40 protein-coding genes are annotated in these 24,052 nt (G+C 58.9%); 34 read left to right on the top strand and 6 right to left on the bottom strand.

The window, feature by feature from the left end; all coding sequences use genetic code 11:
- Positions 1-158: 158 nt before the first annotated feature.
- The 9 genes from IG627_RS13335 (at position 159) to IG627_RS13375 (ending at position 4,033) form a co-directional block, all read left to right on the top strand.
- Positions 159-410, top strand: a complete 252-nt coding sequence (locus IG627_RS13335) for a hypothetical protein (RefSeq protein WP_193192862.1) — start codon at positions 159-161, stop codon at positions 408-410.
- Positions 407-838 carry a hypothetical protein gene (locus tag IG627_RS13340; RefSeq protein ID WP_193192863.1) on the top strand — a complete coding sequence of 144 codons (432 nt, stop codon included), beginning with the start codon at positions 407-409 and terminating at the stop codon, positions 836-838. Before IG627_RS13335 ends, IG627_RS13340 begins: the two co-directional genes overlap by 4 nt.
- A 246-nt stretch (positions 839-1,084) precedes the next feature.
- A complete protein-coding gene (locus tag IG627_RS13345; RefSeq protein WP_226865097.1) occupies positions 1,085-1,357 on the top strand; it encodes a hypothetical protein in 273 nt (90 codons plus the stop codon).
- Positions 1,354-1,551, top strand: coding sequence for a hypothetical protein (locus tag IG627_RS13350; protein ID WP_193192865.1), 198 nt, complete (start codon positions 1,354-1,356; stop codon positions 1,549-1,551). Before IG627_RS13345 ends, IG627_RS13350 begins: the two co-directional genes overlap by 4 nt.
- A 29-nt stretch (positions 1,552-1,580) precedes the next feature.
- Positions 1,581-1,826: a hypothetical protein gene (locus IG627_RS13355; protein ID WP_193192866.1), complete on the top strand. Its 246-nt coding sequence runs from the start codon at positions 1,581-1,583 to the stop codon at positions 1,824-1,826.
- Positions 1,823-2,794, top strand: coding sequence for a hypothetical protein (locus IG627_RS13360; RefSeq protein WP_193192867.1), 972 nt, complete (start codon positions 1,823-1,825; stop codon positions 2,792-2,794). The genes IG627_RS13355 and IG627_RS13360 overlap by 4 nt, the downstream gene beginning before the upstream one ends.
- 224 nt (positions 2,795-3,018) lie before the next feature.
- A complete protein-coding gene (locus IG627_RS13365; protein WP_193192868.1) occupies positions 3,019-3,381 on the top strand; it encodes a hypothetical protein in 363 nt (120 codons plus the stop codon).
- 12 nt (positions 3,382-3,393) lie between these two features.
- The gene (locus IG627_RS13370; RefSeq protein WP_226865099.1) at positions 3,394-3,849 is read left to right on the top strand and encodes a DUF6011 domain-containing protein; all 456 of its coding nucleotides are present in this window, start codon (positions 3,394-3,396) and stop codon (positions 3,847-3,849) included.
- Positions 3,842-4,033: a hypothetical protein gene (locus tag IG627_RS13375; RefSeq protein ID WP_193192870.1), complete on the top strand. Its 192-nt coding sequence runs from the start codon at positions 3,842-3,844 to the stop codon at positions 4,031-4,033. Before IG627_RS13370 ends, IG627_RS13375 begins: the two co-directional genes overlap by 8 nt.
- Positions 4,034-4,058: 25 nt before the next feature.
- Here IG627_RS13375 and IG627_RS13380 read toward each other — a convergent pair whose 3' ends face one another.
- Entirely contained in the window at positions 4,059-4,616 is a 558-nt protein-coding gene (locus IG627_RS13380) for a WYL domain-containing protein (RefSeq protein WP_193192871.1), read from the bottom strand.
- A gap of 166 nt (positions 4,617-4,782) precedes the next feature.
- On the opposite strand from IG627_RS13380, the gene IG627_RS13385 reads away from it, so the two are divergent.
- The 5 genes from IG627_RS13385 (at position 4,783) to IG627_RS13405 (ending at position 6,725) form a co-directional block, all read left to right on the top strand.
- Positions 4,783-4,965 (top strand): type II toxin-antitoxin system HicA family toxin, encoded by a 183-nt coding sequence (locus IG627_RS13385; protein ID WP_193192872.1) that lies wholly within the window; start codon positions 4,783-4,785, stop codon positions 4,963-4,965.
- Between the two features lie 47 nt (positions 4,966-5,012).
- On the top strand, positions 5,013-5,435 hold the full coding sequence (locus tag IG627_RS13390) for a type II toxin-antitoxin system HicB family antitoxin (RefSeq protein WP_193192873.1): 423 nt from the start codon (positions 5,013-5,015) through the stop codon (positions 5,433-5,435).
- Between the two features lie 119 nt (positions 5,436-5,554).
- A complete protein-coding gene (locus tag IG627_RS13395) occupies positions 5,555-5,926 on the top strand; it encodes a Tse2 family ADP-ribosyltransferase toxin (protein WP_226865101.1) in 372 nt (123 codons plus the stop codon).
- Positions 5,908-6,168, top strand: a complete 261-nt coding sequence (locus IG627_RS13400; protein ID WP_193192874.1) for a hypothetical protein — start codon at positions 5,908-5,910, stop codon at positions 6,166-6,168. The genes IG627_RS13395 and IG627_RS13400 overlap by 19 nt, the downstream gene beginning before the upstream one ends.
- A gap of 338 nt (positions 6,169-6,506) precedes the next feature.
- A complete protein-coding gene (locus IG627_RS13405) occupies positions 6,507-6,725 on the top strand; it encodes a hypothetical protein (RefSeq protein ID WP_193192875.1) in 219 nt (72 codons plus the stop codon).
- 4 nt (positions 6,726-6,729) lie between these two features.
- Here IG627_RS13405 and IG627_RS13410 read toward each other — a convergent pair whose 3' ends face one another.
- Positions 6,730-6,939 (bottom strand): helix-turn-helix domain-containing protein, encoded by a 210-nt coding sequence (locus IG627_RS13410; RefSeq protein ID WP_193192876.1) that lies wholly within the window; start codon positions 6,937-6,939, stop codon positions 6,730-6,732.
- Between the two features lie 119 nt (positions 6,940-7,058).
- Entirely contained in the window at positions 7,059-7,403 is a 345-nt protein-coding gene (locus tag IG627_RS13415) for a helix-turn-helix domain-containing protein (RefSeq protein ID WP_193192877.1), read from the bottom strand.
- A gap of 253 nt (positions 7,404-7,656) precedes the next feature.
- Between IG627_RS13415 and IG627_RS13420 the strand changes: the two genes are divergently transcribed.
- Positions 7,657-7,908, top strand: a complete 252-nt coding sequence (locus tag IG627_RS13420) for a hypothetical protein (RefSeq protein WP_193192878.1) — start codon at positions 7,657-7,659, stop codon at positions 7,906-7,908.
- Between the two features lie 46 nt (positions 7,909-7,954).
- Here the strand turns inward: IG627_RS13420 and IG627_RS13425 are convergent, their stop codons facing one another.
- From IG627_RS13425 to IG627_RS13435, 3 genes are all read right to left on the bottom strand, one after another.
- Positions 7,955-8,209 carry an ogr/Delta-like zinc finger family protein gene (locus IG627_RS13425; RefSeq protein WP_193192879.1) on the bottom strand — a complete coding sequence of 85 codons (255 nt, stop codon included), beginning with the start codon at positions 8,207-8,209 and terminating at the stop codon, positions 7,955-7,957.
- Positions 8,210-8,273: 64 nt separating this feature from the next.
- Positions 8,274-9,332 carry a phage portal protein gene (locus IG627_RS13430; RefSeq protein WP_193192880.1) on the bottom strand — a complete coding sequence of 353 codons (1,059 nt, stop codon included), beginning with the start codon at positions 9,330-9,332 and terminating at the stop codon, positions 8,274-8,276.
- A gap of 12 nt (positions 9,333-9,344) precedes the next feature.
- Positions 9,345-11,108: a terminase large subunit domain-containing protein gene (locus tag IG627_RS13435; RefSeq protein ID WP_193192881.1), complete on the bottom strand. Its 1,764-nt coding sequence runs from the start codon at positions 11,106-11,108 to the stop codon at positions 9,345-9,347.
- 208 nt (positions 11,109-11,316) lie between these two features.
- Here IG627_RS13435 and IG627_RS13440 point away from each other — a divergent pair, with 208 nt between their 5' ends.
- From IG627_RS13440 to IG627_RS13525, 19 genes are all read left to right on the top strand, one after another.
- Positions 11,317-12,252 (top strand): GPO family capsid scaffolding protein, encoded by a 936-nt coding sequence (locus IG627_RS13440; protein WP_193192882.1) that lies wholly within the window; start codon positions 11,317-11,319, stop codon positions 12,250-12,252.
- Between the two features lie 60 nt (positions 12,253-12,312).
- On the top strand, positions 12,313-13,359 hold the full coding sequence (locus IG627_RS13445) for a phage major capsid protein, P2 family (protein ID WP_193192883.1): 1,047 nt from the start codon (positions 12,313-12,315) through the stop codon (positions 13,357-13,359).
- A gap of 151 nt (positions 13,360-13,510) precedes the next feature.
- Entirely contained in the window at positions 13,511-14,131 is a 621-nt protein-coding gene (gpM, locus tag IG627_RS13450; protein ID WP_193192884.1) for a phage terminase small subunit, read from the top strand.
- A gap of 94 nt (positions 14,132-14,225) precedes the next feature.
- The gene (locus IG627_RS13455; protein ID WP_193192885.1) at positions 14,226-14,690 is read left to right on the top strand and encodes a head completion/stabilization protein; all 465 of its coding nucleotides are present in this window, start codon (positions 14,226-14,228) and stop codon (positions 14,688-14,690) included.
- On the top strand, positions 14,690-15,178 hold the full coding sequence (locus tag IG627_RS13460; RefSeq protein WP_193192886.1) for a phage tail protein: 489 nt from the start codon (positions 14,690-14,692) through the stop codon (positions 15,176-15,178). The genes IG627_RS13455 and IG627_RS13460 overlap by 1 nt, the downstream gene beginning before the upstream one ends.
- Positions 15,162-15,812 (top strand): phage virion morphogenesis protein, encoded by a 651-nt coding sequence (locus IG627_RS13465; RefSeq protein WP_193192887.1) that lies wholly within the window; start codon positions 15,162-15,164, stop codon positions 15,810-15,812. Before IG627_RS13460 ends, IG627_RS13465 begins: the two co-directional genes overlap by 17 nt.
- A gap of 27 nt (positions 15,813-15,839) precedes the next feature.
- The gene (locus tag IG627_RS13470) at positions 15,840-16,949 is read left to right on the top strand and encodes a DUF2586 domain-containing protein (RefSeq protein WP_193192888.1); all 1,110 of its coding nucleotides are present in this window, start codon (positions 15,840-15,842) and stop codon (positions 16,947-16,949) included.
- Positions 16,950-16,991: 42 nt separating this feature from the next.
- The gene (locus IG627_RS13475) at positions 16,992-17,444 is read left to right on the top strand and encodes a phage protein (protein WP_193192889.1); all 453 of its coding nucleotides are present in this window, start codon (positions 16,992-16,994) and stop codon (positions 17,442-17,444) included.
- Positions 17,445-17,455: 11 nt separating this feature from the next.
- Entirely contained in the window at positions 17,456-17,668 is a 213-nt protein-coding gene (locus IG627_RS13480; protein WP_193192890.1) for a TraR/DksA C4-type zinc finger protein, read from the top strand.
- Entirely contained in the window at positions 17,668-17,886 is a 219-nt protein-coding gene (locus IG627_RS13485) for a hypothetical protein (protein ID WP_226865103.1), read from the top strand. Before IG627_RS13480 ends, IG627_RS13485 begins: the two co-directional genes overlap by 1 nt.
- Positions 17,887-17,888: 2 nt before the next feature.
- Positions 17,889-18,479: a hypothetical protein gene (locus tag IG627_RS13490; RefSeq protein ID WP_193192891.1), complete on the top strand. Its 591-nt coding sequence runs from the start codon at positions 17,889-17,891 to the stop codon at positions 18,477-18,479.
- Positions 18,476-18,955 carry a hypothetical protein gene (locus IG627_RS13495; RefSeq protein ID WP_226865105.1) on the top strand — a complete coding sequence of 160 codons (480 nt, stop codon included), beginning with the start codon at positions 18,476-18,478 and terminating at the stop codon, positions 18,953-18,955. Before IG627_RS13490 ends, IG627_RS13495 begins: the two co-directional genes overlap by 4 nt.
- On the top strand, positions 18,955-19,218 hold the full coding sequence (locus IG627_RS13500; protein WP_193192892.1) for a hypothetical protein: 264 nt from the start codon (positions 18,955-18,957) through the stop codon (positions 19,216-19,218). The genes IG627_RS13495 and IG627_RS13500 overlap by 1 nt, the downstream gene beginning before the upstream one ends.
- A gap of 35 nt (positions 19,219-19,253) precedes the next feature.
- Positions 19,254-19,547, top strand: coding sequence for a putative phage tail assembly chaperone (locus IG627_RS13505; protein WP_193192893.1), 294 nt, complete (start codon positions 19,254-19,256; stop codon positions 19,545-19,547).
- A gap of 32 nt (positions 19,548-19,579) precedes the next feature.
- A complete protein-coding gene (locus tag IG627_RS21300) occupies positions 19,580-19,723 on the top strand; it encodes a DUF6890 family protein (RefSeq protein WP_377483954.1) in 144 nt (47 codons plus the stop codon).
- Positions 19,724-22,033: a phage tail tape measure protein gene (locus IG627_RS13510; protein WP_193192894.1), complete on the top strand. Its 2,310-nt coding sequence runs from the start codon at positions 19,724-19,726 to the stop codon at positions 22,031-22,033.
- Entirely contained in the window at positions 22,033-22,356 is a 324-nt protein-coding gene (locus tag IG627_RS13515) for a DUF2590 family protein (RefSeq protein ID WP_193192895.1), read from the top strand. Before IG627_RS13510 ends, IG627_RS13515 begins: the two co-directional genes overlap by 1 nt.
- Positions 22,353-23,522 carry a baseplate J/gp47 family protein gene (locus IG627_RS13520; RefSeq protein ID WP_193192896.1) on the top strand — a complete coding sequence of 390 codons (1,170 nt, stop codon included), beginning with the start codon at positions 22,353-22,355 and terminating at the stop codon, positions 23,520-23,522. Before IG627_RS13515 ends, IG627_RS13520 begins: the two co-directional genes overlap by 4 nt.
- On the top strand, positions 23,519-24,043 hold the full coding sequence (locus IG627_RS13525) for a phage tail protein (RefSeq protein WP_193192897.1): 525 nt from the start codon (positions 23,519-23,521) through the stop codon (positions 24,041-24,043). The genes IG627_RS13520 and IG627_RS13525 overlap by 4 nt, the downstream gene beginning before the upstream one ends.
- The last annotated feature ends 9 nt before the right edge of the window (positions 24,044-24,052 follow it).

The raw sequence follows: 24,052 nt of genomic DNA on the forward strand, positions 1-24,052 counted from the left end.
TCACAGGTTGTCACAAAAAAAATAAGACAACCCAACACCGCCGCAGCCCGCATAAACGCTGGGGTCGGCATTTCTTTCGGCGCCTTGTCACGGCTGTCACGGGTTTTCGAACAGTCCACCCCCGAAAAGCATTTTTCACCCTGCGAGGAGACCGCGCGATGACCAGTGCAGCACTCGCCAGCCTGGGCATAGACCGCCTGCCGACGCTGATCGCGGAGCCAGCGGACAGCAGCAGCGAAGACCACCGCCGCAACTGCCTGGCTTGGTACCTGATCACCAACCGCACCCGCGGCGAGGTGCTGGAGTGGTTGGGCAAGCAACACGACCACACCCGCACCGACATGCGCGGCCGGCTGAACCAACTGCGAGAGCAGGTCAACGAGATGCGCCGGGAGGTTGCCGGGGCATGAACCAGCGCGCGCTGCGGCTCTTCTACACCGTCACCGAGGCCCAGGTCTACCACGCCTGGCTCAACAACGCGGCCGTGAGTGCGGCCAGCAGCTGGGACGGCGTAGTGCGCGACGAACTGATTTTCGGCTGTCTCGCCCGCGAGGCCGCCTACACCAACCGCGGGCAACGCCCACGGGAATTTTCACCACTGGAGGGACACCAGATGCGTAAAGACGTTTTTGTATTGGATGTAGCCCAGGCCCGGCAAATCCGCCTGGCACTGGCCCTGTGCCGCGAGCGTATCGCCTGCCCGGCGACCACCACGGTTGACAAGGAAGAGGCAGTGCGCGAGCTGCGCGCCGCGCAGGAAATCTTCCTGGCACACGAAGAGCGCGCGACGCAGCTGCGGGCACTAAACAGCGAACTGGAGGGCGCCGCCAATGCTTAGCGCAGCGATCGCCATATCACCGAATCTAGAAAAACGGCTGAGCAAGGCCATCTCTCGAAAAAGGGACCTTCTGTGTCGGGTTAGGGCTGGCGACACATCCCGAGAGACGCTAAACGAAATTGCTGAATTGGATCTGCTGCTCTCAAGGTTTGGCGAAAGCGTTTTTCACATGGCGCTGGCCCAACAGGGGGAAAGAAGAAATACCGAAACCCCGTGGACAATTCACTAGGAACGAGAGGGGACATGATGAACTGCGACTGTATTAGCGAAATTGAACAACGCGTAACCCAAAAGATTAAGGAATCTGGCGATTTCAAAAAGCCGGTAAAGGGCGCGCGCATGAAGGAACTGGGCTTTGTTCTTAGCGGATCGACCTTCACCACCAGGACGGTCACAAACCTGGAGGTTGAGCTGGAGGGCCAGAAGAAAAAGCCGTTGATACCGATGACGCACAACTACTGCCCGTTTTGCGGCGTGAGCCAAAGACCTGAAAAAGCAGCGGAGGAAAAGGAATCGTGAGTACTCAACTGTACGCGGCCATCCGCGAAGACTCCAAATACTTCTACCAGAATCCGCCGCAGTTGCCGTTTCCGGTCACCATTACCAACACCACGGACGCCTACCGCGTCCTCGGCAATGGGGATGATTACCGCCTCGATGATGTTTATCTATTTGTAAAAGCCGGGCAGACCTACCGCCCGATAAACAACTAGCCGTTATCAATTTCTTTGGGAGACAAACGATGATTATCGCCACCATCAATCATACAGAATACAAACTGGACAGCATGAAAGATGCTGAGAATCTGCTGCAGATACTCTCTCGAGCGACTGAAATCGATAAAGTTTTTATCGGCAGGAAAATGTATTTCGAGGCCACCCAATTTCCCAGGGAATTAGGAATTGCCATTGTTCCCAGTGAGATCACGTCGCCGGCTGAACTGGAAGTTCTTCGAGAGCAGGATAAGAGCGAGGAGGAAGACCGGTGAAATTCTGGCGCTATGTAACCGGCCTCGCCGCACTGATTTTCTGCGGCACCAGCCTGGTCTTTACCGTCGGCCTGTGGATCTCCATTCCCGGCGGCGTCGGTGGCCAACTGGTAGCGGGGCTCACCGCCACCGCCCTGGAGCTATGCAAGTTCAGCTTTGCACCCTTCGGGCTGTGGCTGCGCGCCCAGGGCAGGGCGGTGGGCTACGCGCTGCTGGCGCTGTGGCCCCTGCTCGTCGTGATCAGCATTGCCGCTACCGTCGGTTTCCTGGAGAGCCGCACAACGCAGCAGCGGGAGCTGAACGCCCGTGGCAGCCTGGAGTACCGCACGCTGCAACAGCAGCTTGCCAGCGTGCAACAGCAGATCGACACGCTGAACAGCGTCATCGCCACCGACGCCGCAAACGGCTACCGGAAACGGGCCATCGAAACGATTGAACAGCTGGAGAAGCTGGAGCAACAGCGCAGTGCAGTACTGGCCCAGCTCAAAACCGTGCGCGTGGCCGCCTCAGACAGTGCAGGGGCCACTTTCGCCAGCTTGGCCACCCTGACCCACGCCGACGCCGCCGAGATACAGCACAGGGGCTTTCTGGCGCTCGCCGTTGTCGCCGATGTGGTGGGTCTGGTGGCCCTACTGGCGTTCAGTAGCGTTTCAACGGCCGCGCCCACCGTTAAAACGCGTCAGCCGATCGTTGAACGGCCGGCGCCCGCCGCTGAACAGTCCGCCGCTGCCGTTGACCCGGTCAAAACGCTGGCTCAGAGCGTCGCGCTCAATACCGAGCAGTGGGCACTGGCCGAACGCATCCGCCAGGGCGACTTCGGCAGCCGCCCGGTGCTGCGCCGGATCAACCGGGAAGTGCGCGGCGGTAACCAGGTAGTGAAGCCCGTTTTCGAATATCTCCAGCGGTCCGGCGTCTTGGTCCGCGATGGTCGGGGATTCGCATTAGCAACAATGGAGACAAGTCAGTGAAGGAAGAAAATCAAATTCCCCTTGGTGTAATTGTGGAGATTCCCGGTTGCGACGTTTGCGATCGAGACGTTGAGTTAAGGGTTGATCCTGTTCACTCAGATCTCATCTACGTCGCCTGCGTGAATTCATTTCCCGGGCCATGCCCGAGTGTAGGCCCTAAACGCTTTAGACGAGATGAGGCGATATTCGCTTGGTGTAAATCGATATCGAAAAGGAAAAAGACCATGAAAACCACAGACCATTTCACACCGCTGTATCGCCAGATCGACCACGCCCTGACCCTGGACCAGATCGACTACGCGCTGAACCAGATCAGCGATCGCAAGGCCACACTGATCGAATCCAGCGGCGGGCCGGAAAAGTGGCGCGCCGGCTACGCCATCAAGATAGACGGCGCCTGGTATTGGTTCCCGCGCGGCTACGCCCTGCAGTACAAAATGCCGGGCTTTGTCCGCAGCGAGGAAGACGCGCTGGAGTTTATCCAGGCGGCGGAACCCTGGTACGCGGCTGGCGTGAATAACGGCGTTGAGTATGCGCAGCACCGGCTGCGCAACTGGGTCGACCAGAAAATGCTTAGCGAACTGTGAGGCGCTGCCGATATGACACGTTGTCTTAAATGCCACCACGAATTGAAAGACCCACGTTCCATGGCAAGGGAAATGGGGCCAATCTGCTTTTCAAAATGGGGAGGACAGGAAGATATGTTTAGAGATAGGAACCCGGTTTATGACTTCGATATCTGTTTGTTCAACGGCATGCCGGTACTTTGCATCCGCGACCTCTATCAATCTGGAAATCCGACCATGACCGTCACCAATGGAGTGGAATTGGTGCTGGCCCAGATCGTGAGATCGGTGGGTGCGCTGCCGAAGTTGATTATTTACCGGGATAGTGAAGGCGAGTGGGACCGAATCAAAGCCAAACCCGATGGCACCTTTAACGGTTTTGCCCCTTTGGCTCAAGGACTGGATTATCGCGTTACCGCGGATCGTGAAGCGCTGGAGGTTGCAGGGCTCTCCTTCGCAGCTGCACAGCCGGAGACCTCCGATGATTGATACAGACGCACTGGAAGCCTGGGCTGGGCAAGCGGCACAAGCTATCCAGGAGGTGATCGACGAGGCCATGGATTCTGCCCCGCACGATCAGCCTGAGGAGCAAGTTTGCCCGGATCTTCGAGGGTTATTGTCCGACTTGGACCGCATTATGGCTGGTGGCGCCGCAGCAGCACTGAGCGTGTAGAGAGGGCGGCTGCAGCTACCTCTTGTTATTCCGGTAGCGGAACTGGATTGGGAGCGCAGAGCTGCGCCTGTTCGAGGAATATCAGCGCCGCGTCTGCAAGCCGCTTGCGGGCGCTGGCCATTGGCATCTGTATGCTATTGGTATACCAAGGGCGGTGGGTATTGTCCGGGGAGCGCAACAGCATTACATCCTGGCTCTTGCGCGGCTTGCCGTTCTTGAACTGCCGGTGCAGAGAAATAGCATCTTCATACAGCTCGATATGCCAACCGAGTTCTTCGAACCAGTCCATAAACGGCGCCATGGCATCCGGGATATCGGCAGCTTCCGCCAGGTGCCGCTCCAGCACCACCTCGTCCGTCGGTCCCACACCGGCCTCCGCCCCCGTTGCCAGCTGCATTTTCGCTAGCGCAAAAGTTTTTACCGCTTCAGTTTCCAGGCAGTAGGCCTGCACTTTTTCGGCTTCCCAATTGATCTTGCGGGGGGATATCCGGCGTTTGGTCCCGGGGTTGGAACCGCCATGGTAGATCACTTCTATTACTTCCCCTGTGTCTACGGCTTCGCGCAGTCGGTCGATCAGTGCCATTGAGTACTCCCTGTGTCTTCTTATTGGCTATTGGCGAGGTATGCGCAGGCAGGATAGTCCCCTCGCTTACCTGTAGGCAACTCAACCCAAATAAAGCAACAAAAATGTTGCAAAAAAACAAATTGCCGAGTAAGCTTAAATCAACATCAAGAAACAAGGGGAGGGCATGAAATACAGCGAGTTTCGGCGGTGGTTGAAGCGCCAAGGCGCCACCTTCGAGCCCGGCAAGGGCAGCCATTTCAAGGTGACGCTGAACGGGACGACCACCATCTTTCCAGACCACGGCAGCAAGGAAATGCCGGAACCTCTGCGAAAGGCCATCATCAAGCAGCTGGGGCTCAAGGACTGAGCCCTGGTTGTGGCTGTATCGAGTACCGCCCAAAGGAGATCATAAGTATGTACGACTATCCGGTAACAGTAGTGGAGGCAGATGGCGCGCACCTGGTGTTTTGCCCGGATCTGCCCGAAATGCACAGTGTCGGCGACACCGTTGAAGAGGCGTTGCGCGAGGCCGGGGACGGCATTATCACCGCACTATCTATATATGTTGACCAGCGCCGCCCGATCCCCCTGCCGTCAGAACCGACCGAGGGCCAGTACCTGGTACACCTGCCGGCGCTGGTGGTGGCAAAGGTGGCGCTGTGGAACGCCATGCAGGAACGGGGTATGCGCAAGGCGGACCTGGCGCGCAAGCTAGGCGTAAAGCCGCCGCAGGTAGACCGGTTGGTGGACTTCCTGCACAGCTCTAAGATTGAGCAGGTTGAAAATGCGCTGCAAACACTAGGCAAAAAGATTTGGATAACGATTGAGGCGGCCTGAAAGAACTGTGCTTTGAGTCACCTTTGGCGTGGGATTTCTACTGCGGATTGGTGTAACTTTTGCGCTTAGCGACTGTTCTGTTCGCGGATATAAAAACGTTGAATAAAGAGGGAATCTTTATGCTGGTAAATAAGGAATTCTATATTGTGCCTGAAGAGGTTTTTCGTGTTGGAAACGGAAGCGGGCCGAGAATGCACATGGTTAGACCCAGCGAGGTTGATGTAACCGAAGTGAATGGAGTAAAGGTTATCATCGCAAATGGTCGTGGAGTGAGTCTTTATACACAAGATGAGTTGAACGCCACCACGCTCACAGGGTGGATCTGGAAGTTTAAAGCGCAGACACAGATTCCCCAGGGATTGAAACTCGTAAATGACAAACCAGGACATTTTTGTGTCGCGCCCGTATCAAATATGCCTGTTGATCTATACAAAGGGTTGTTGGAGCAAATGGGTATGAAAGCCGAAAAGGTATGGAAGAAAACCGCATGATCCCTAGAAATGACTCAATGGAAATCACACTTTCAAAGGATGATTTCATAAATATTTTCAAGGCCTGCGAAGATCGCAAAGAGAAGCTGAATAAGATTCAGCATGAGTCAAGCGATGAAGATGAAATCGCAGATGCAGGGAATGATTTAGTGGAAATAAATCTGGTTATCCGATCTTTGAAAGAAAAGGCGGATAATCTGTGGGGTGAATCCGGATGGACTACATCGGATGAGTATTTGTAGTGCTTTGGAGGTGCCGGACATTGATGATTTATCGGTATTGTTTTAACAGTATCTGATTGAAAATTAGGAAAAGGAAGAAGCCTGTGATGGTTCTGGGGATAGTTTTAATAGCAGCATCTTTGGGTGTTTTCATTTGGTTGGAGAAAAGAAAGTTCTACCGGACAAGCGGAGGGGGAGTGCAACAATTTGAAAGTTATAGTGCGCTCTGGAAATCTAGATTTGTAGAGTTTCTTGCCAAGGCAGTATCGTTGGCTGTGTTCACATTAGGTGTTGTCTGTTTGTTCAAGGCATATGCCTCATAGGCATAGTGAATGGCAAAATTCGGAGGAGAATGCACTATGAGAGAGATTCCGGTTCAGGTTACAGGACCTGTTCTTTTGGGCATTGTTTTGGTTGGCAGTCTGTGGAAACACCTTGCTGGCGAATACCCGCTGTGGATGGCGGTCGCTGTTGGAGTGGTATTCTCGGCGGCGCTGGTGAATAACGTGGTTGCAAGGCTCGCAAATGGTCGCCCCCTGGTCGAATTTCGACAGGATGACGATATCTGGCGCGGTTGACTTACTAGAAATCAAACAGCTCCCGCACTGACACTCGCAGCGCCATTGCCAGCTTTGGCAGCAGGTCAAAGCCAGGTGCGTTCTCCCCCAATTCAATACGACGAATGGTGCGCTCGGCCACCCCGGTGCGGGTGGCCAGTTGCTCCTGGGTCAGTTTTCTTGTTCTTCTGAGTTCGGCCACATGCCTGCCGAAGCGCACTCTAAAATCATCCATAGATCGGGTTCCTGATGAACCCGGTGATGCTAAGAGCGTGTGTCGACGGAGAACAGGACGCCTAACGTCCTGTCCTGGCGTGCACACTATGTTGCGCAATAGTCTTAATTTTTAGGAAGTTATTCCTTGTCAGGGTCAGGGCTGCCCTCCCCAATCAAGCTAGCCACCAGCTCCAGATGTTCTAGAACCAGTTTCCGGTGCTTTGGGTCTAGGTCGTTGAACAGGCGGGCGTGGTCGGGCGGCAGGGATTCTGGGGTTTCCTCAATACCGGCGGCGCTGAACGTCAGGTGCACATCCAGATGGCGGCACCAGTCCGCCAGCAGCTCAGCAGGTATCGTCTGGCGACCCCGTTCCATTCTCGACAGAGCCTCAGGGCTGACACCCATCGTGGCGGCCAGGTCCTTGGCTTTGATGCTCCTGTCCCGGCGCCCCTCTCGTAGCCGCGTCCCGATGGCTTCACGCAAGCCTGCCCGGTGTGTGCGGTTACCTCTTCGCAAACCGGCTCAACTCAGGCAAGGGCGAGGAAAAATAGGGCAAAAGATGATCAATTGCAAAAAATTGAGAAATGAGCAGTTTTCCCTACCGTCAAAATTGAGATTTTCTCAATTTCCGCCCAAATTAGGTCTGGCCAAATTCCGGAACTTTGTCACACAATTACGGGCGTGGTATCGGGCTCTGTGAAATAAAAATCTAATTTGGCGAAGGAGTTCAGGAAGTATGCCTAATAGAGAAAGGGGCGGCGTTGATGCTCCGCTTGTAGAGGTTACTGGAGCTGCGGCAAAACGGGATCGGCAATCTCTGCCGTTGGAACAGAGGGAACGTCTGGCTGAAGCCGACAAACTGGCGGCGCTTATTCAATTTACCCTGACCGGACGGGATGTCACAGAGTTGAATCATGAGGTGCAAGCTGGTTGCTCTCTAGTCCTGGATCAAATTCGGGATGCCGTGCAAGGGGTAGTGTCTCAATAAAAATGGGCGCCATGTGCGCCCATTTCTTTTTGTTTATTGGATCGGATTACCCGGCCGCCCGCGCCTGTTGCAGCAAGTCCAGCTGTTCCGCCGCCGGCAGGCCCCGCAACAATTCGACGGCCATACTGTGCGCCTGGCTTCTCGATGGTGACAGTGTGTGGCTGTAGCTCAGCTTCATCACAAAGCTGGCGCCGCATTCGGGATTGGCACACATGCAGTACAGGTCCGCAACCTTCGGATCCAGTTCGTTGCGGCTGCTGATGATGGCCTTACTGTGACACTCGGTGCACTTGATGCGCATCTGTGATTCCTCCCCGCGTCCCAGGGGGAATTGTATCACTTTTGTATGCCTTGAGGGGTAATAGTTATCCATCTGTCAAGTCCTGCGGCTGCATAAATTTGATCTTCCGCCCCGCCGGCAAATACTCGTTCAGTGGTGCGAACACGTCCTGCATCGGTATTACCTCGTTTTCGTAGTAGACGCGTGAGATCTTCTCGATATCACCAAACCCACCGCTGTTCTCCGGCATCACCCCCGCCAGCGCCGGCTGAATTCGCCACATCGCCAGTACGTCATTGCGCGATAAATTTTTGACCCGCTCGAATTCATCCTTGGTGGCAATGTCTCCCACCGGGATGATCTGCACGGACTTTTCCTTGCCGTTGGGGATATTGATATACATCGAACGGAAGTTACCCACGCCCTTGCTCTGCTGCACCTTTTCCTTGATCAGCTTTTCGTCTTCCGGGTTCAGGCTCGGATCCGCCGTATAGAAGATGTAGCCCATGTGCGCGCCGTTCCGGTAGTAGCGGCGGCGGAACAGGGTGCTGTCTTCGTTCAAAAGCACCGATTGCACGCCGCCCAGGTACTGGGGGCGGCCGTAAATTTGCTGTTTCGGGTCGTACTCCTTCAGCTGGATCACCTCGCCGGGCTCGAATTCCACCGGGCTGTTGCCGTTGGGGCGCAACATGCAGTAGCGGTCGGCTTCTTTCATTCTGCGCATATTCAGCGCCGGCAGGTGTTGCAGGCGCAGCACCTGGCCGAAATGGTTGTAGACCACCTGGAAGTAGCAGTGCCCCAGAACCGAGTGATCGAAGCCGGCGTTGGCCAGGTCGTCGGGCTTCAACGCATCATTGGGCAGATACCACTTGCGCAGCATATTGCGTTTGAAATAGGGGATGGTGCCGTGGTGTGCGTTGGCCCCCAGCAGGTTCACAAGCCCGGTCTGCGAGATGGGCGGCACATAGTAATCGCCGTGCGGCTCCAGGAAGGTGCCCAGGTAGTCGGACAGGTCGTTGCCCAGCACCGGATCCGGATCGCCGAATCTGAACATCAACGGGCTGTTGCTGCCGGTAGGTGCCGCCGCCTGTGCTGTTTGTGCCGGCTGCGCGTGGAATTTTTGTCTGCGTTTGCGTCTGCCCATCGGATAGTCTCGTTAAGCGGCGAAAGCCCAGGTGGACCCGCGCCGGTTGCGGTTCAGGGGTTCGTTGCTGAGCGCGTGCATCACCGCCCAGGCCACGTCCGCGTGGCCGGTGGTGCTGGTGCGGTTGGCCGCGTAGGTGATCTGGTCGTTCCCGGTGGTGGTCTGGTGGATCTGCAAAAACGCCTGCGGGATATCGGTGTGCTCCGCGTCCCACTCGATGCGTTTGCTCTCGATCACGTCCTGCGCCTTCAGCACCAGGTTGGTTTTCGTATTCAGCCCGTAGTGGATCGGCGTAACGCGCGGGAAGAAGTCCTGCACCATCTCGAACACGCCGCTGCCGGGCCCGGTGCAATCGATACCGATAAACTGAGCATTGTATTTTTCGGTCAATTCCCGGATGCGGTTCGCCTGCCACTGCCAGGCGCGGTTGCGGATCACGATTTTTTCCAGCACGCGGAACGGCTGGCCGTCTTTCAGCGGTGGCGCTATGACAACAATGGCGGCGCCGTCGCCGGTGCGCGACGGGTCGTAGCCGATCCACACCGGGTGGTTGCCGTAGGGACGCTGCTGCCGCGTCTTGAAATCCACCCACACCACATCGGAATCCACCGCCGCCGCCAACAGGTCGTCCAGCTTGAAGACGGACAGGCCCGCCTCCAGGAACGCACACATAAACAGGTTGTTGAATTCGGCTTCGCTGTACTCGTCGCGCAGCTCGTCGATATCGAACAGATCGCAGCCCTGTTCCTGGGCATCCACCACCGTGACGATATTGCGCCAGATGCGGTCCGCCCCCAGTTGTCCCTCTTTCAGGGCGGCGTGGCTCAGGTCGAATTCCACTTTGTTCTTGCGCTTGTCGTTGTAGCGCTCGCCGCTCCACATGGTGTAGGCGCCGTGGCTCTTGACCGACGGGGTGGAAATGTAGGTCTTGCGCCACTTCTTCTGCGAGGCCATGCCGCTGGCCAGCTTGTTCAGGCGCTCGAAATCCGGGATCCAGAACACCTCATCCACGTACAGGTGGCCGTGGTAGCCCTGGGCGGTGCGGCCGTTGGTGGACACGAAACGCAGTTCTGCGCCGTTGGAAAGCTCAATGCACTCGCCGCCCTTCAACTCCACGTCGAAGTACTCGCGGGCGAACTTGATGATATAGGCCTTGAATATCTCCGCCTGCGCACGGCTGGCGGACAGGAATATCTGGTTCTCGCCGGTGTTTACCGCATTCTCGAATGCCTCCCAGGCGAAGTAGTAGGTCGCGCCGATCTGGCGTGACTTGAGGATAAAGCGGATTCGCTGACATAGATTTTCAAACCAGCGGTGCTGGTAGTCGAAAAACAGTTCCTTGCGGACCTCTTCCAGCCGCTCCGGCGTGATATTGCTAACATCGTTTTTCGGCTTACGCTTGCGACTCTTGCCGTCGCCGCGCTCGCCGCGGCTGGCCGCTGCCTTTTCCTTGGCCGCGCGCGCCTTCTTCAGGTCGATACCGGCCAGCTTGTCCAGCAGATTGCTGAGTTTGTCTATCTCTTTGTAGTCGGCGTCGGTCTTGTTTTCCTTTTCGACTAGCGCAATCAGCTTGCGGGCTGTGGCCTGCTCCACCGTTTCATGCTGCAGCATCTCTTCCCAGTTGCCCTTCTCGGCCCACTGGTACACCACCCGCACACTGTTCAGGTTCAGCTGCTCGGCGATTTCGCGCGCCGATACCCGGCGCAGCCACATCAGCTTGGCCGCCGTTTTTACTTCATCCGGATAGACAGATTTTTTCTGTTTGTCTTCACTCATGCGCCGCAGTGTACGCAAGGCGGCGCCGGTCTCTATGCGGTGTTTTTCCTAGAAATTCCTAGATCCGAAAAATAGGAATTTTCAGGAATTAAAGCGTTTGTCTCCCCCGGTGTCGGCACTTAGTCTGCCGGATGTCGAGGTGGCAAAAGCTGGCCACCGAAAATTCACAGCAGCTACAGAAACCAGAAAACGGACCGGGACAAACAGCATGGCGCGAAAGCTCTACACCGATTGGGTCAAGGTGGCCACCAGTGGCCCCACCATCGACGGCCGCAATATTTCCGCACAGGATATTTCCGACATGGCGGAGAGCTACGCCCCGGATGAGTACACGGCCAACATCTGGTACGAGCACATCCGCGTATTCGGTAACCTGGGCAAGGTGGTGGAGCTGAAGTCGGAGAAAGACAGCAAGGGCCGTATGTGCCTGTTCGCCAAGCTGGCGCCCACCGATGACTTGATCTACATGAACAACCGCGGTCAGAAGCTGTTTACCAGCATCGAAATACAGCCGGAGTTTGCCGATACTGGCAAAGCCTACCTCGCCGGCCTCGCCGTGACTGATTCCCCCGCCAGCCTCGGTACCACAGAACTGCAATTCAGCAGCCGTCTGCAACAGCCCGGAAACTTCTTTGCCGAACCGGTAGAGCTTGGAGACCTGGAACTCGAACAGGGCGCTGGGCTGCTGGGTCGATTGCTGGAGCAATTCGGCAAGATCGCTGATTCCCACGAACCAAAACCGAAAGGTGAAACACCCATGGACAACAAACAGTTCAACAGCCTGAAAGAAATTCTGGAAGGCCTGCAAAGCAAAATCGGCGAAATGGAAAACAAGTTCGCCAGCAACGGAAACGGCGGCGATGGCGCCGAAGGCGGCGACGGCGGCGCGGATGAATCCGCCCCGGTGAGCAAGAAGGAATTCCAGGCGCTGATGGACAAGGTGGACGCCCTGGGCCAGAGGTTCAGCGAGGGTGGCGACGGCAGCGATGGCGAAGGCGACGACGACAACCAGGTCGCGCTTGCCAACCTGTCAAAACAGCTCGAAGAGCTGACCGAGAAATTCAACAAGGCACTGGACACCGGCAAGCCCGGCACCAAGGTGCCGGAAGGCGAGGGAGACGGAGGCACCGCGCGGGTGCTCTGATCCGCAATTCGCCGCGGTAACCAACAACTCGACGATTCACCTATTTACGGGAAAGCAACTATGCAACCGAAAACCAAAAAACTGTTTAGCGCAATGCTGGTCGCCATGGCAGCGAGCTATGGCGTTGAGGCGGTCTCCGAAAACTTCAATGTGATGCCGACCATCGCCCAAGAGCTGCAGGATAAGATCGTCGAGAGCGATGCCTTCCTGCAGGCAGTCAATGTGGTGCCGGTGGATGAGATCAAGGGCGAGAAGGTCATCGGCTCCGCCGCTGGTCTGGTGCCAAAGCGCACGGACACCGACAACAACGACCGCCAGACGAGCGATGTGCTCTCTCTGGGCAGCAAGGGTTACGAGCTGTTCCCCACCGAGTTCGACACCCATATCAAGTGGGCCACCATCGACGCCTGGGCCAAGTTCCCCGATTTCCAGGAGCGCTACGGCAAGTGGGTGCGCAAGGCGATCGCGCTGGCGCGCATCCGCGTCGGCTGGGTCGGCACCAGTGCCGCCGCCGTGACCAACCCGGTGGCAAACCCCAACGGCGAGGATGTGAACAAGGGCTGGCTGCAGCTGCTGCGCGAATACAACGGCGGCGCCCAGTGGTTTGACGGCTCCACCGGTACCCAGATGGCCAACGAGATCCGCATAGGCGCGGGCGGCGATTTCGAGAACCTGGATTCCGCCGTGCATGCGGTCAAGCAGATGATCAACCATCTGCACCGCGGCGCCGGGGATCTGGTGGCCATCGTCGGCGAAGACCTGGTGGCCGAAGAAAAGGCAGCGCTCTACAAGGCGCTGGGGCAGAAGCCCACCGAGAAAGAGCGCATAGAGAACGAGGTGGTCAGCAAGGTCTATGCCGGCCTGCCGCTCAAAACCGATGTGCCGTTTTTCCCGGCGCGCGGCATCCTGATCACCAGCCTGGACAACCTCTCCATCTACTACCAGACCGACAGCTGGCGCCGCCAGGTGTCCGACAATCCAAAGCGTTCCCGCGTGGAGGATTACAACTCGGTCAACGAAGGCTACGTGATCGAGGACGAGGAAAAGGCCGCGGGCGTGGAGTTCGCCAACGTGAAACTGCCGGACGGCGCCGGCGGCTGGGCCTAACGGGCAGCGCGGACCTTCCCCCGGTCTATCTCCCGCAGAGAGCGCCGGGGGCTTTTTGAACCCACAACGATAAAGGATGACAGCCATGCCGCTGATTACCCTGCAACACCAAGAACGCGCCCGCGCAAAACAGCAGGCAAAGGAGCTAGACATGGCGAAGGCCGCCCCTCGCCCTGTTTTTGCCGGTATAGACATGGCTCGAACTCCGGATCGCGCCGTGATCGAAACAGCCCTGGAAGCGGATCTGCAATTGCTATCAGAGCGCTCCGACGTAAAAGAAAAAATCGAGCTGAAGCGCCGGCTGCTGCCGAAGTACCTGCCACACGTGAAGACCTATCGTGAGGCGGGCGAGCACTACCCGAACGAGCTGCTGGTGTACTGCGTTATCTGGCTCCTGGATGTGGAAGACATCGAGCCGGCACTAGAACTCGCGGACTTTGCGATCGAGCAGCAACAGCACCTGCCGGAGCGCTTCAAGCGCGATCTGCCCACCTGGGTAGCAGAGACGGTGCACGACTGGGCAGAGCGCCAGTACAAGGCCAACCAGAGCGCCAGCCCCTACTTCGAGCAGGTGCTGGAAGCGGTAGAGAGCGAACGCTGGCTGGTTACGAACGTGATTGTGCGCACCAAACTGTACCGCCTTGCAGCCTTGTACGCAGAGCGCAACAGCGAACTGGAATCGGCGGCACAGTGGCTGGAAAAGGCGCAGGCGGTGAACCCGGAAAAGGCCGGGGTTAAAACCTGGCTGAATAAGTTGCGCGCAAAACTGTAAAGAGTCCCCCACCCACCCGGGCCAGTGGGGCGTCTGTCGCCCCGTGCGGTCAGGCTAACCACTCGGCGCCGGGTTTTTAATTTGAGGTTTGGGCATGAGCTTTACCGGCAAATCCGACAGCTATCTGGCAGTCACCCTGGAGAACAACGGTTTTTTCCCGGATCTCTCCCTGGGCGACCTGCAGAAACTGTATCGCATACCGGCGGAGTACCAGCAGGAAAAGGTCGAACACCACCTGCGCCTGGCCATGCTCGATACCAACGACGATCTGGCCGAACAGCAGGCCAGCTGGCAGGCCGAGGGGCACGCCACCTTGGCCGCGGTGAGCGATGAATCCCTGGGCGGCAAGAAGGTGCTGGTGGAGCACTACCAGCGCGCCGTCTTCTGCCGCGCGACGGCCAACCTGTTCGGCGAGTTCGCCACCGTCACGCGCCGGGAGATCGGCGAGAACCAGGCCAAGGAAAGTGACGGCACCGCGCAGATGTACCGCGCCCAAGCGGACCGCGCCCTGCGCTACCTGTTGGGCAAGGCCACCACCATCACTGTGGAGCTGATCTGATGGCGCTGGAAAAACTGGCCGGCATTCGCGCGCACCTGGAATCGGCCAACCTGGTGGCGTCGGAGCAATTCGCCAGCTGGATGGAAAACGGCACCCTGGAAACCGCCAGTAAGAACCTGGGTAACGGCATTCGCGTATGCCGGCAGGCCTACGACGCCGTGATCCAGATAGAGCGCTACGGCGCAGATCCGGCGCTGTTGTTTGCCTTGGTAACCACCTGGCTGATGGAACACGACAAAGAACGACTCGATCTGCAGTTGCCGGAACCGAACATCGATGTCGACGTGATCGATGACCAGCTGGCGGATGTGGAAATCACCATCCGCTTCTCCGAGAGCGTCGACCTAGTGGAAGAAGACAGCGGCCCGATCAGCTACCTGGGCAAACGATGGGCCGTGGCGCCGGTACCGGTGGATGAGCCCAACCAGGTGGCGGTAGGCGATAACAAAGAGCTGCCCACAGACGCGCCCTATGTTCACGAGAGTTGATATCAGCGGGCACCTGACCCTGAGCCGACAGTTTCAGGTGCTGAAGATGAAGCCGGCCGAGCGCCGCCGGATGGCCGGGATCATGGCGCGCAAGGTGCGCACCTTTAGCCGCAAGCGGCTACGCGCACAGAGGGATCTACAGGGCCAGCCCTGGGAGAAGCGCAAGGTCGGCCGGCAAAAGATGTTGCGGGGCATGAGCAAACGAATGCGCACCCGCAGCGACAGCCGCGGCGCCGAGGTGGGGTTTAGCGATGCCGTCACCGCAAAAATTGGCTACGCGCACCAGCACGGCGTACCGGAGCAATGGAGTGCCGGCAAGGCGGAAAAGGTTTACGGAAAACCGGACTACAGCGCCCCCTGCACCCGCCGCCAGGCGCGGGCATTGAAACAGGAAGGCTACAAGGTGCGCATGGCCGGCGGGCGCAGGAAAAAGCCCACCATGAAGTGGATGCTGGAAAACCTCACGCTGGGCCAGGCCGGTTTGATCCTGCGGCAGATGCGCGACGAGGAACCGAAGAAAAGCTGGGTGATTCCCCTGACGGATCGCAGCTTTCTCGGCGCGGACCAGCGGGAAATTGACGAACTGGCCAACACCGTTTTTGACGAAACACTGCGCCGCATCAAGCGGGCATAACCTTCTAGCGAAAAAAGGGCAAATGCTATGGCACTGGGAAAAGTCACGGTCAACAACCTGAACCTGGGGCAGGGCAGCTTCGATGAGGTGGAGCGCAAGGCGCTGTTCCTCGGCCTCGGCGACGCCAACCTGGACACGGTGGTTGCGCTGAACAGCCAATCCAACCTGGACGATGTTCTGGGCGCCAATACTTCGCAGCTGAAAACACAGGTGGCCGCGGCACAGGCCAACGGCGGCGAGAACTGGGAAGCCTGGGCCGTGCCCATGTCTGCCGGTCCCGACTGGGAAGATGCCCTGGATATGGCCCTGCAGAGCGTGTCGCCGGAGCTGGTATCTGTGTGCACACCGGTGACCGATGCTGCAGGCCTGCAGGCGGCCCAGACCAAGGCGGAAAGCGTGCGCACCAACCAGGCGCGCCGCGTGATCACGTTGATGGCCACCCCCGGTATTGACCCGGCCACGGAAAACTGGGGTGACTACCTCACGGTCCAGTCCGCTATTGTGAATTCGGTCAGCGCCTACCGGGTGGCCGCGGTGCCACTGCTGCACGGCAACAACCTGGGCATTTTGGCGGGCCGGCTGTGCAACCGCGCGGTGAGTATCGCCGACAGCCCGATGCGCGTGGCCACCGGCCCGCTGCTGTCCCTGGGTGCGGTACCGGTGGATATCAATGGTGCGCCGCTGGATATGGCCACACTGTCCAGCCTGGACGCCCTGCGCCTGTCGGTGCCGCAGACCTACCCGGACTACCCCGGCACCTACTGGGGCGACTGCAACCTGCTGGACGCCGACGGCGGCGACTACCAGGTGATCGAGCACCTGCGGGTGATCGACAAGGCCGCCCGGGCCATTCGCTTGCTGGCGATCGCGCGCGTCGCCAACCGCCAGCTCAACAGCACGCCCATTTCTATCGCCAGCAACAAAACCTATTTCATGCGTCCGCTGCGGGAGATGGCCAAGGGCGCCACCATCGCCGGTACCTTCTTCCCCGGCGAGATCAAGCCGCCGAAGGATGGCGATGTGGAAATTGTGTGGCAGACCAACAGCAAGGTGGATATCTACCTGCGCGCCACGCCCTACAACTCGCCGAAGGAACTCACTGCAAATATTGCCCTGGATCTTTCCAGCGAAAGTTAATTTCCCGGTGCGCCTGGCGCACCTTTCTGAGGAGCACAGCCCATGGGCCAGAAACTGACCGGTAAAGATGTCGATGTGATGATCGGCTCCTACATGGTGCATATCGAGGAGATCAGTATCACCATCGACGACGCCACCGCCCCGACCAAAACCCGCGGAATACCCGATGGGTTTATTGCGGGCGAGGTCTCCGCCAGTGGAGAAGTCAAACTCAACACCTCCCAGTTCCAGGTGATTTGTGATGCCGCCAAAGAGGCGGGCAGCTTCCGTAAATTGCCGACCTTCGACGTGGTGATGAACGCGGAAACCACCGACGAGAAGATCAACGTCGAGGCATTCGACTGCAAGTTCCGTCTGTCCGAGCTGCTGAACGCCAACCAGTCCGGTAGCGAGCGACTGATGCACACCCTGCCTTATGACGTCACCGGTTCCGACTTTGTGCGCATCAACGGTGTGCCCTACGTGGACGCCTCCGAAACCGAAAATTTCAACTAGGGGCGCGGTAGATGCCGGACGATTTTGACCGCGCCGCGGCGCTGGAAGAGGCGCAACGCCAGCGCGCGCTGGATGCCCAGCGCGGGCGCGGCAACTTCGACCGGCCCAGCCTGGCCGAGTGCGAGGACTGCGACGAGGCCATACCGGAGGCGCGACGGGCAACCGGCGGTGTGACCCGCTGCGTGGACTGCCAGGCATTCGCGGAGCAACAGGAGAGACGCTGATGCGCGCTATCAAACGCTGGCTGTGGAACCTGCTGATCGCCCTGGACCAGCTCGCCAACGCGCTGCTGGGTGGCGACCCGGACGAGACCATCAGCTCGCGCATGGGCAAGGCGGTGCGCGAGGAGCGCTGTGTACTGTGCCGCTTCCTGTGCGACCTGCTGCACCGCATAGACCCGAACCACTGCCAGAAATCCATCGAGGAAGACGAGGGGCTGTGACCATGGACAAGCAACCGCGCTACGGCCAGCTGCAGACCGCGCTGATCCGCAAAGGGTACGCCTTTTTTGACGAGGGCGACTACAACCTGAACCTGGTCGGCATCCGCACCGCGGACAACACGGCCAATACGTTCAACGATTTCCTATCCGTGGCCTGGCGCTTTGACGGCGTGCCTCACTGCCTGACCTTCGCGGCCACTACCGATCCCGGCCTCTACTGGCGCAAACGCCCGGCCAACGTCAACGGCACCGCCATTGTGGTGCCGGGCCAATACCCGGGGCTCTGGCAGAAAGGCCTGCACCAGGGCAAGTACGCGGCACTGGTGCAGCGCGGGCCGGTGCAGGTGTACCGCGACAACGACTGCGACCAGGTACTGGACCAGGACGCGCCCATCGATACCGGCCTGTTCGGTATCAACTGCCACCGCGCCAACGCGCACCGAGAGAGCCACCAGGTGGATAAGTGGTCCGCCGGCTGCCAGGTGCTGGCGCACCCGAAGGATTTCGACTTACTGATGGCACTGTGTGAGCGTGCGGCGGAGAACTGGGGTCGCAGCTTTACCTACACACTTATCGAGGAGGGCGACCTGTGAGTGCAACCGCAATAGTGGCCGCCGGAAAATTCCTGTTCGGCGGGGTGATGGACTACTTCCGGCACAAGCGCGAACTGAAGGCCGAGGAGCGGCGCGGAGAGCTGGAGCTAAGGAAGGTCAGCAACCAGGCGCGGATTGATCGCGCACAAAGCGGCGACGATCACGCTGCGGCGATGGACCGGGAGAGCGTAGGTCAGCGCGGATGGAAAGACGATTTCCTGCTGATCATCACCACATTGCCGGTGGTGCTTTTATTTGTTGCACCGCTGTATGAGCTGGCCGTTGCAGAGCAATACAGGGTCGGTGACCTGCAGCGGGCGGTAATGGCCGGCTTCACCGCTCTGAAAGCAACACCAGAATATTACTGGTGGGCGCTGGCCCTTATCTATATCGACACCTTCGGCTTCAGACGTATGTTGCGCACTGCGGTCGAGAACTGGGCTGGCAAGGTTATGCCAGGAAAGCGGGGGCAGTAGTGGCCAACCTCACCGAACAGCAAGCCGAAGAGCTGGCGCGCAGGGCGGCGCGCGAGGCGATGGAAGACCTGATGGAGAAGCTGGGCGTGGATACGTCCGACTTCCTGGAAGTGCAGAAGGACTTCGCCCACCTGCGCCAGCAGCGCAAGGCATCTGATCAGATCGGCGTCTGGACGCGGCGCATCCTGCTGGGAATTTTCATAACAACCGTCTGCGGCATTCTGTTCGCGGGCATTAAATCCGGCCTGAAAGGGCTGCTGTAACCATCCGCACGGAACCAAAACTAGGAGCTGCAATCATGCCTGCCAAAACCAACAACAACGCGCAAATCATCGAACTCACCATCGGTGACAAGGAAATCACATTTGAGGTCACGCGCGATCAGTACAACAAACTGATCAACAAGCTGGGGCCAAACCAGAAGGTCGCGCCCATGCACAACTTCCTGGTGGAAACAGTGCGCGACGAGAACAAGCCGGCGCTGCTGGAAATCCTCGCCGACTATCCCGGCAGTGAAGTGGGTATCGGCGGCGAGCTTGTGGAGGCCTACAGCCCGGATCTGCAAATCGCAGTAAAAAAGCGGAGCGCCTAGCCCAGGCGCTGGAGGAAAACACCTACAGCCAGTTGTGTGCCTACGCGGACAAGTGGCTGCCTGGGATGGAAAAGGACGATGACACCCTGGGTGCGGCGCTGTTCCTGGAGAAGGACTACTGGCGGAATTTAGAGACAGCCGTGGCTAACGGCATTGGCAAAGCCTGGAAAAACTGAATGAGCACCAAACTGGAAAAGCTGCTGTTTCGCATCGGTGTGATCGATAAGGCCAGCGGCCCCCTGGGAAAGCTGGATGCGCAGATGCAGAAGCTGACTGTCAGGACGGCCAAGGGAATGGCCGGTATCGCCGCTGGCGCTGCGGGCCTTTTCACGACCGGCTATGCCCTGCGCGGGATGCTGGGGCCGGCGATCGAGATGGACCGGGCTATTGGTGAGGTGCGCAGCCTGCGGGTAAAGGAAGAGGCCATGGACCACCTGGTGAAGCGCGCTCGCGCCTTCTCCAATCGCTACGGCGAGGCGGCCGACGAAATTGTCAGGTCCAGCTACCGTATCCAGAGCGCCGTGCAGGGCATTGAGGGCAACCAGCTCGGCGATATCGCCTATCTGACCGCAATGCTTGCCAAGGGTACCAAGGCGGAATCTGAAATTGTCTCTGCCTTTGTTGGCCAGACCTTCAATATCTTCGAGGACCAGGCTAAGGCCATGGGTAAGGTGGCCTTTGCTGAACAAGTGGTGGGCAAGACCGCGGCCGCTGTGCGCCTGTTCAACACGGACGGGGTGCAAATGGTGGAGGCACTGAAGAATCTGGGCAAGACTGCCGAGATAGCGAATATCCCGCTGGAGGAACAGTTAGCAGTGCTCGGCTTCCTGCAGAACACCATGCAGATGGGTTCCCGCGCCGGTACTTCCTATGTGGCCTTCCTGCAGAGTATTGCCAAAGCCGAGGATGTATTGGGCACCACACTGACCAATGACCAGGGGCGCGCGCTACCGGTACTGGAGATTATCGATCGCATCAAAGCCAAGCTGGGCGATCTGGGCACGGCAGGGAATACGGACCTGCTGCAGAAAGCCTTCGGCAAGCGCGGCATGAGCATGGTGCTGGCGATGTCCAATGCTAGCGGAACGCTCAGTGGAAATATCGAGGAGCTGACAAAGCTTGGACGACAGCAAGGATTGCGCGATCTGGAGATGATGGCCTCTGCCATCGCAGATCCCTGGGAAAAGGCACACCATGCAGTGCGCAATAGCCGCGCCGTGTTCGGGACGTTTATTAACGACGCGCTGAAGCCCCTGCTGGGATGGGTGACAGATAGCGCGGTAACCACTCAGCGCTGGATGGACTTGTTCCCCAATGTGACCCGCGTAGTGGCTTATACAACGCTGGGCATTATCGGGCTTATCGGGGCGGTCTCCCTGTTAGCGGTTGTTGGTGGAGGCCTGCAACTCGTTATCGCCGGACTGTCCGGATTCAAACTTATCTGGATCGGAATCACCAAAACCGCCACCGCCGTGCAGTGGCTCTACAACGCTTCCCTCAAATGGGGGCGCGCCGCCGTACTGGCCTATCACCTCGCCTACAAACCAAAGCTGCTGGCCGCCTGGACGATCGGCATCAAGGCCGCGGCTACCAGTGTGCGCTTCCTCGGCACGGTACTACGTGTGGCCGGCAAGGCGACACTGCTGTTCAGCGCGGCCCTGTGGGCCAATCCCATTACCTGGATAGTGGCGGGCGTTGTGGCCCTGGTAGCCGGCCTGGTGCTGCTGGTGAAGCACTGGGACAAGGTAAAGGCGGCCTCCCTGGGCTTTATCCAGGGGCTGATGGACAAGTGGGGCCAATTGCGCGGGGCGATCGAGGGCAACGCCTTTCTCTCCCTGGTTTTTGCACCGCTGCTGGCCGGCGTGGACCTCGTTTCCTTTTTGCTGCGCCAATTGGTGAAACTGCCGGACTGGTTCGGCCAGTTCAAGGCCTGGCTGGGCGGGCTGGACCTGTTTGGCGCGCCGGGCCGCGCTTTCGATTGGCTACTGGAAAAGTGGCGAGGGCTGCGCGCAGCGATCGAGGACAACGCCTTTCTGCGCCTACTGTTTGCACCGCTGCTGGCCGGCGCCGATGTGGTGGGCAGTCTTTTCCAGCAACTGGACAAGATCCCGCAGTGGTTCGAGACCTTCAAAAACTGGCTGGGCAAACTGAATATTTTTGATGCCCTGGGCGGCGCGGCGGACGGGCTTCTGAGCAAGCTGCGATTGATACCGGGTATCGGCAAGCTGCTGCCGAAGGAAACCCCCGGCGCCAATCTTGAACGCCGGGTGGTGGGTGTAGAACTGCCGGAAAACGTGCAGCGGGAAAGGTCCGGTGCACCGCTGGGCGGACTGCCGCGGTCACAGCCCAGTGCAGTGCCGTCGGGCGGTATCTCCCAACAGATCAATAACAACCAGCAGCGCGGCAACCATATCGAGAATGTGCACCTGCACCAGCCGGTGAGCGGCAGCAGCTTTAGCGATGAACTGGAAATGGCGGCTGGCTGATGGCTGATACCAAGTACCAAGATCTGCTGATCATCAATAACGATATCGCCCTGGACGGTATCGGTGTGCCCCTGGGTATCAGTGATCGCCCCTCGATCGCGCAGGACATCAAGCACATGATCCGCGAGAGCGGATTGCTGGTGGAGCTAGTGGGCGAGCGCGATGGCGCCAAGGTAGCGCTCAACCTGCAGCGGCTGGAAAACCTGGTGGAGACGGATGTGCGCATTGTGCCGGGTACCGCATCCATTACCCGCGAGGATAGCGAAACCTTTCTGGTGCGCGCGCGCACGGAAGACTACGGGCACCTGGAGTTCAATCTATGAACGAGCAGCAACTGTTTACCGACTTGGTGAAGGAGGGCGGGCTGCCCACCACCGAGGCGGAGGTGCAGGCCGAGTTTGAAAAAGAGGTGGATGCCGAGGACGTGGCTTTCACCAATGACAGCGAGGTCTCGCCCTGGTGGCGCATGGTCACTGCGCTGATCACCAAACCGGTGCTGTGGCTGATCCAGGCGCTGATCACCGCTGTTATGCCGCAGATGTTTGTGAAGACCGCCAAGGGCGCCTTCCTCGATCTGCTGGCCTGGGGCGTGAACCTGAAGCGCAAGCTGGCCGCGAAGGCCCTGGGCCAGGTGCAATTCACCCGAGCCACCACCGCCGGCACCCTGGACGTGCCCGCCGGTACCGCGGTGCAGAGCGCCAATATCAATGGCCGCGTCTACACCCTACGCACCACGGAGACGGTCACCTTCGGCGATGGCATGGCCACGGCACTGGCGCCGGTCGAAGCGGAGGAGAGCGGCAGCGCCTACAACCTGGCGGCCGGTTATTACTCGGTATTGCCGGTGCTGCTGCCGGGGATTACCGCGGTGACCAACCTGGACGACTGGCTATTGCAACCCGGTGCGGACGAGGAGAAGGACGATGACCTGCGCGCGCGTATCCGCACGCAGTTCCTGGCGGTCAACCAGTGGCATACCGATGCGGTGTACCGGGCGCTGATCAGCGGCTTCGACGGTGTGGCGGCCGACAATGTGTATTTCGACAGCGACGCGCCGCGCGGCCCCGGTAGCGCCGACGCCTATGTAATGCTGGAAATCGGCACGCCGGACGCGGCCTTTATTGCCAGCATCCAGAGCAAGATCACCGACGAGGGTAACCATGGCCACGGCGACGACCTGCAGGTATTGGCGATGCCGGAAACCCAGCATGACGTGACGGCCACCATCTACCCGCTGGCAAACCTGAGCGGCGCAACCGTGGACCAGCTGAAAGCGGACGTGGAAGATTTTATTCGCGCTGCCTTCCGCGGGAACCAGGACTATGCGCCCACGTTGGTGCGCCCCTGGAGCCGCTTTTCTTTTTCCTTCCTCTCCGGTGAGCTGCACACGCAGTTCCCGCTGCTGCACGGGGTGGATTTCAATATCGACTATATCGTCAGCCAAATGGCCCTGCCGCGCCTGAACAGTTTAACGGTGACCCTCGCATGATCGATCTGAAACTGCCGTTCTGGCTGTCTGGCCCGCAACTGTCGAAGCTGCAGCGCGCGGCGCAGCGCTTTTGGGGGACGGTGGAGGAGTGGCTTTACTGGCCGGTGCGCCAGCTGGACCCGCTGACCTGCACCCCCGGCGTGCTGGAACTGCTGGCGTGGGAGCGCAGCGTTTCCCGCTTTGCCGGCGAGCCCATGAGCCTGTACCGGCTGCGCGTCCAGCACGCATTTATCAATGCCAAAGATGCGGGCTCCGTGGCGGGGATGAAGCGCATTTTCGAGCGGTTGCAGATCGGCTATGTGGAGATCCAGGAGCGGCTGCCGGATCGCGACTGGGATGTGATCCGCATCAGCCTGAGCGATGCGCAGTTGGCGGATAACCCGGACCTGCTGATGATCCTGCTGCGCAAATACGGGCGCACCTGCCGGCGCTATGAGTTTGAGGTACTGACCGCACTGGCGGTGCAGACCCGCACCGTCCACTGCGGCCACGACAACGGCTTCCTGGCCGCATCACTGTAAGGGGATTTG

The organism is Microbulbifer taiwanensis (assembly GCF_014904815.1).
Classification (GTDB): Bacteria; Pseudomonadota; Gammaproteobacteria; order Pseudomonadales; family Cellvibrionaceae; genus Microbulbifer; species Microbulbifer taiwanensis.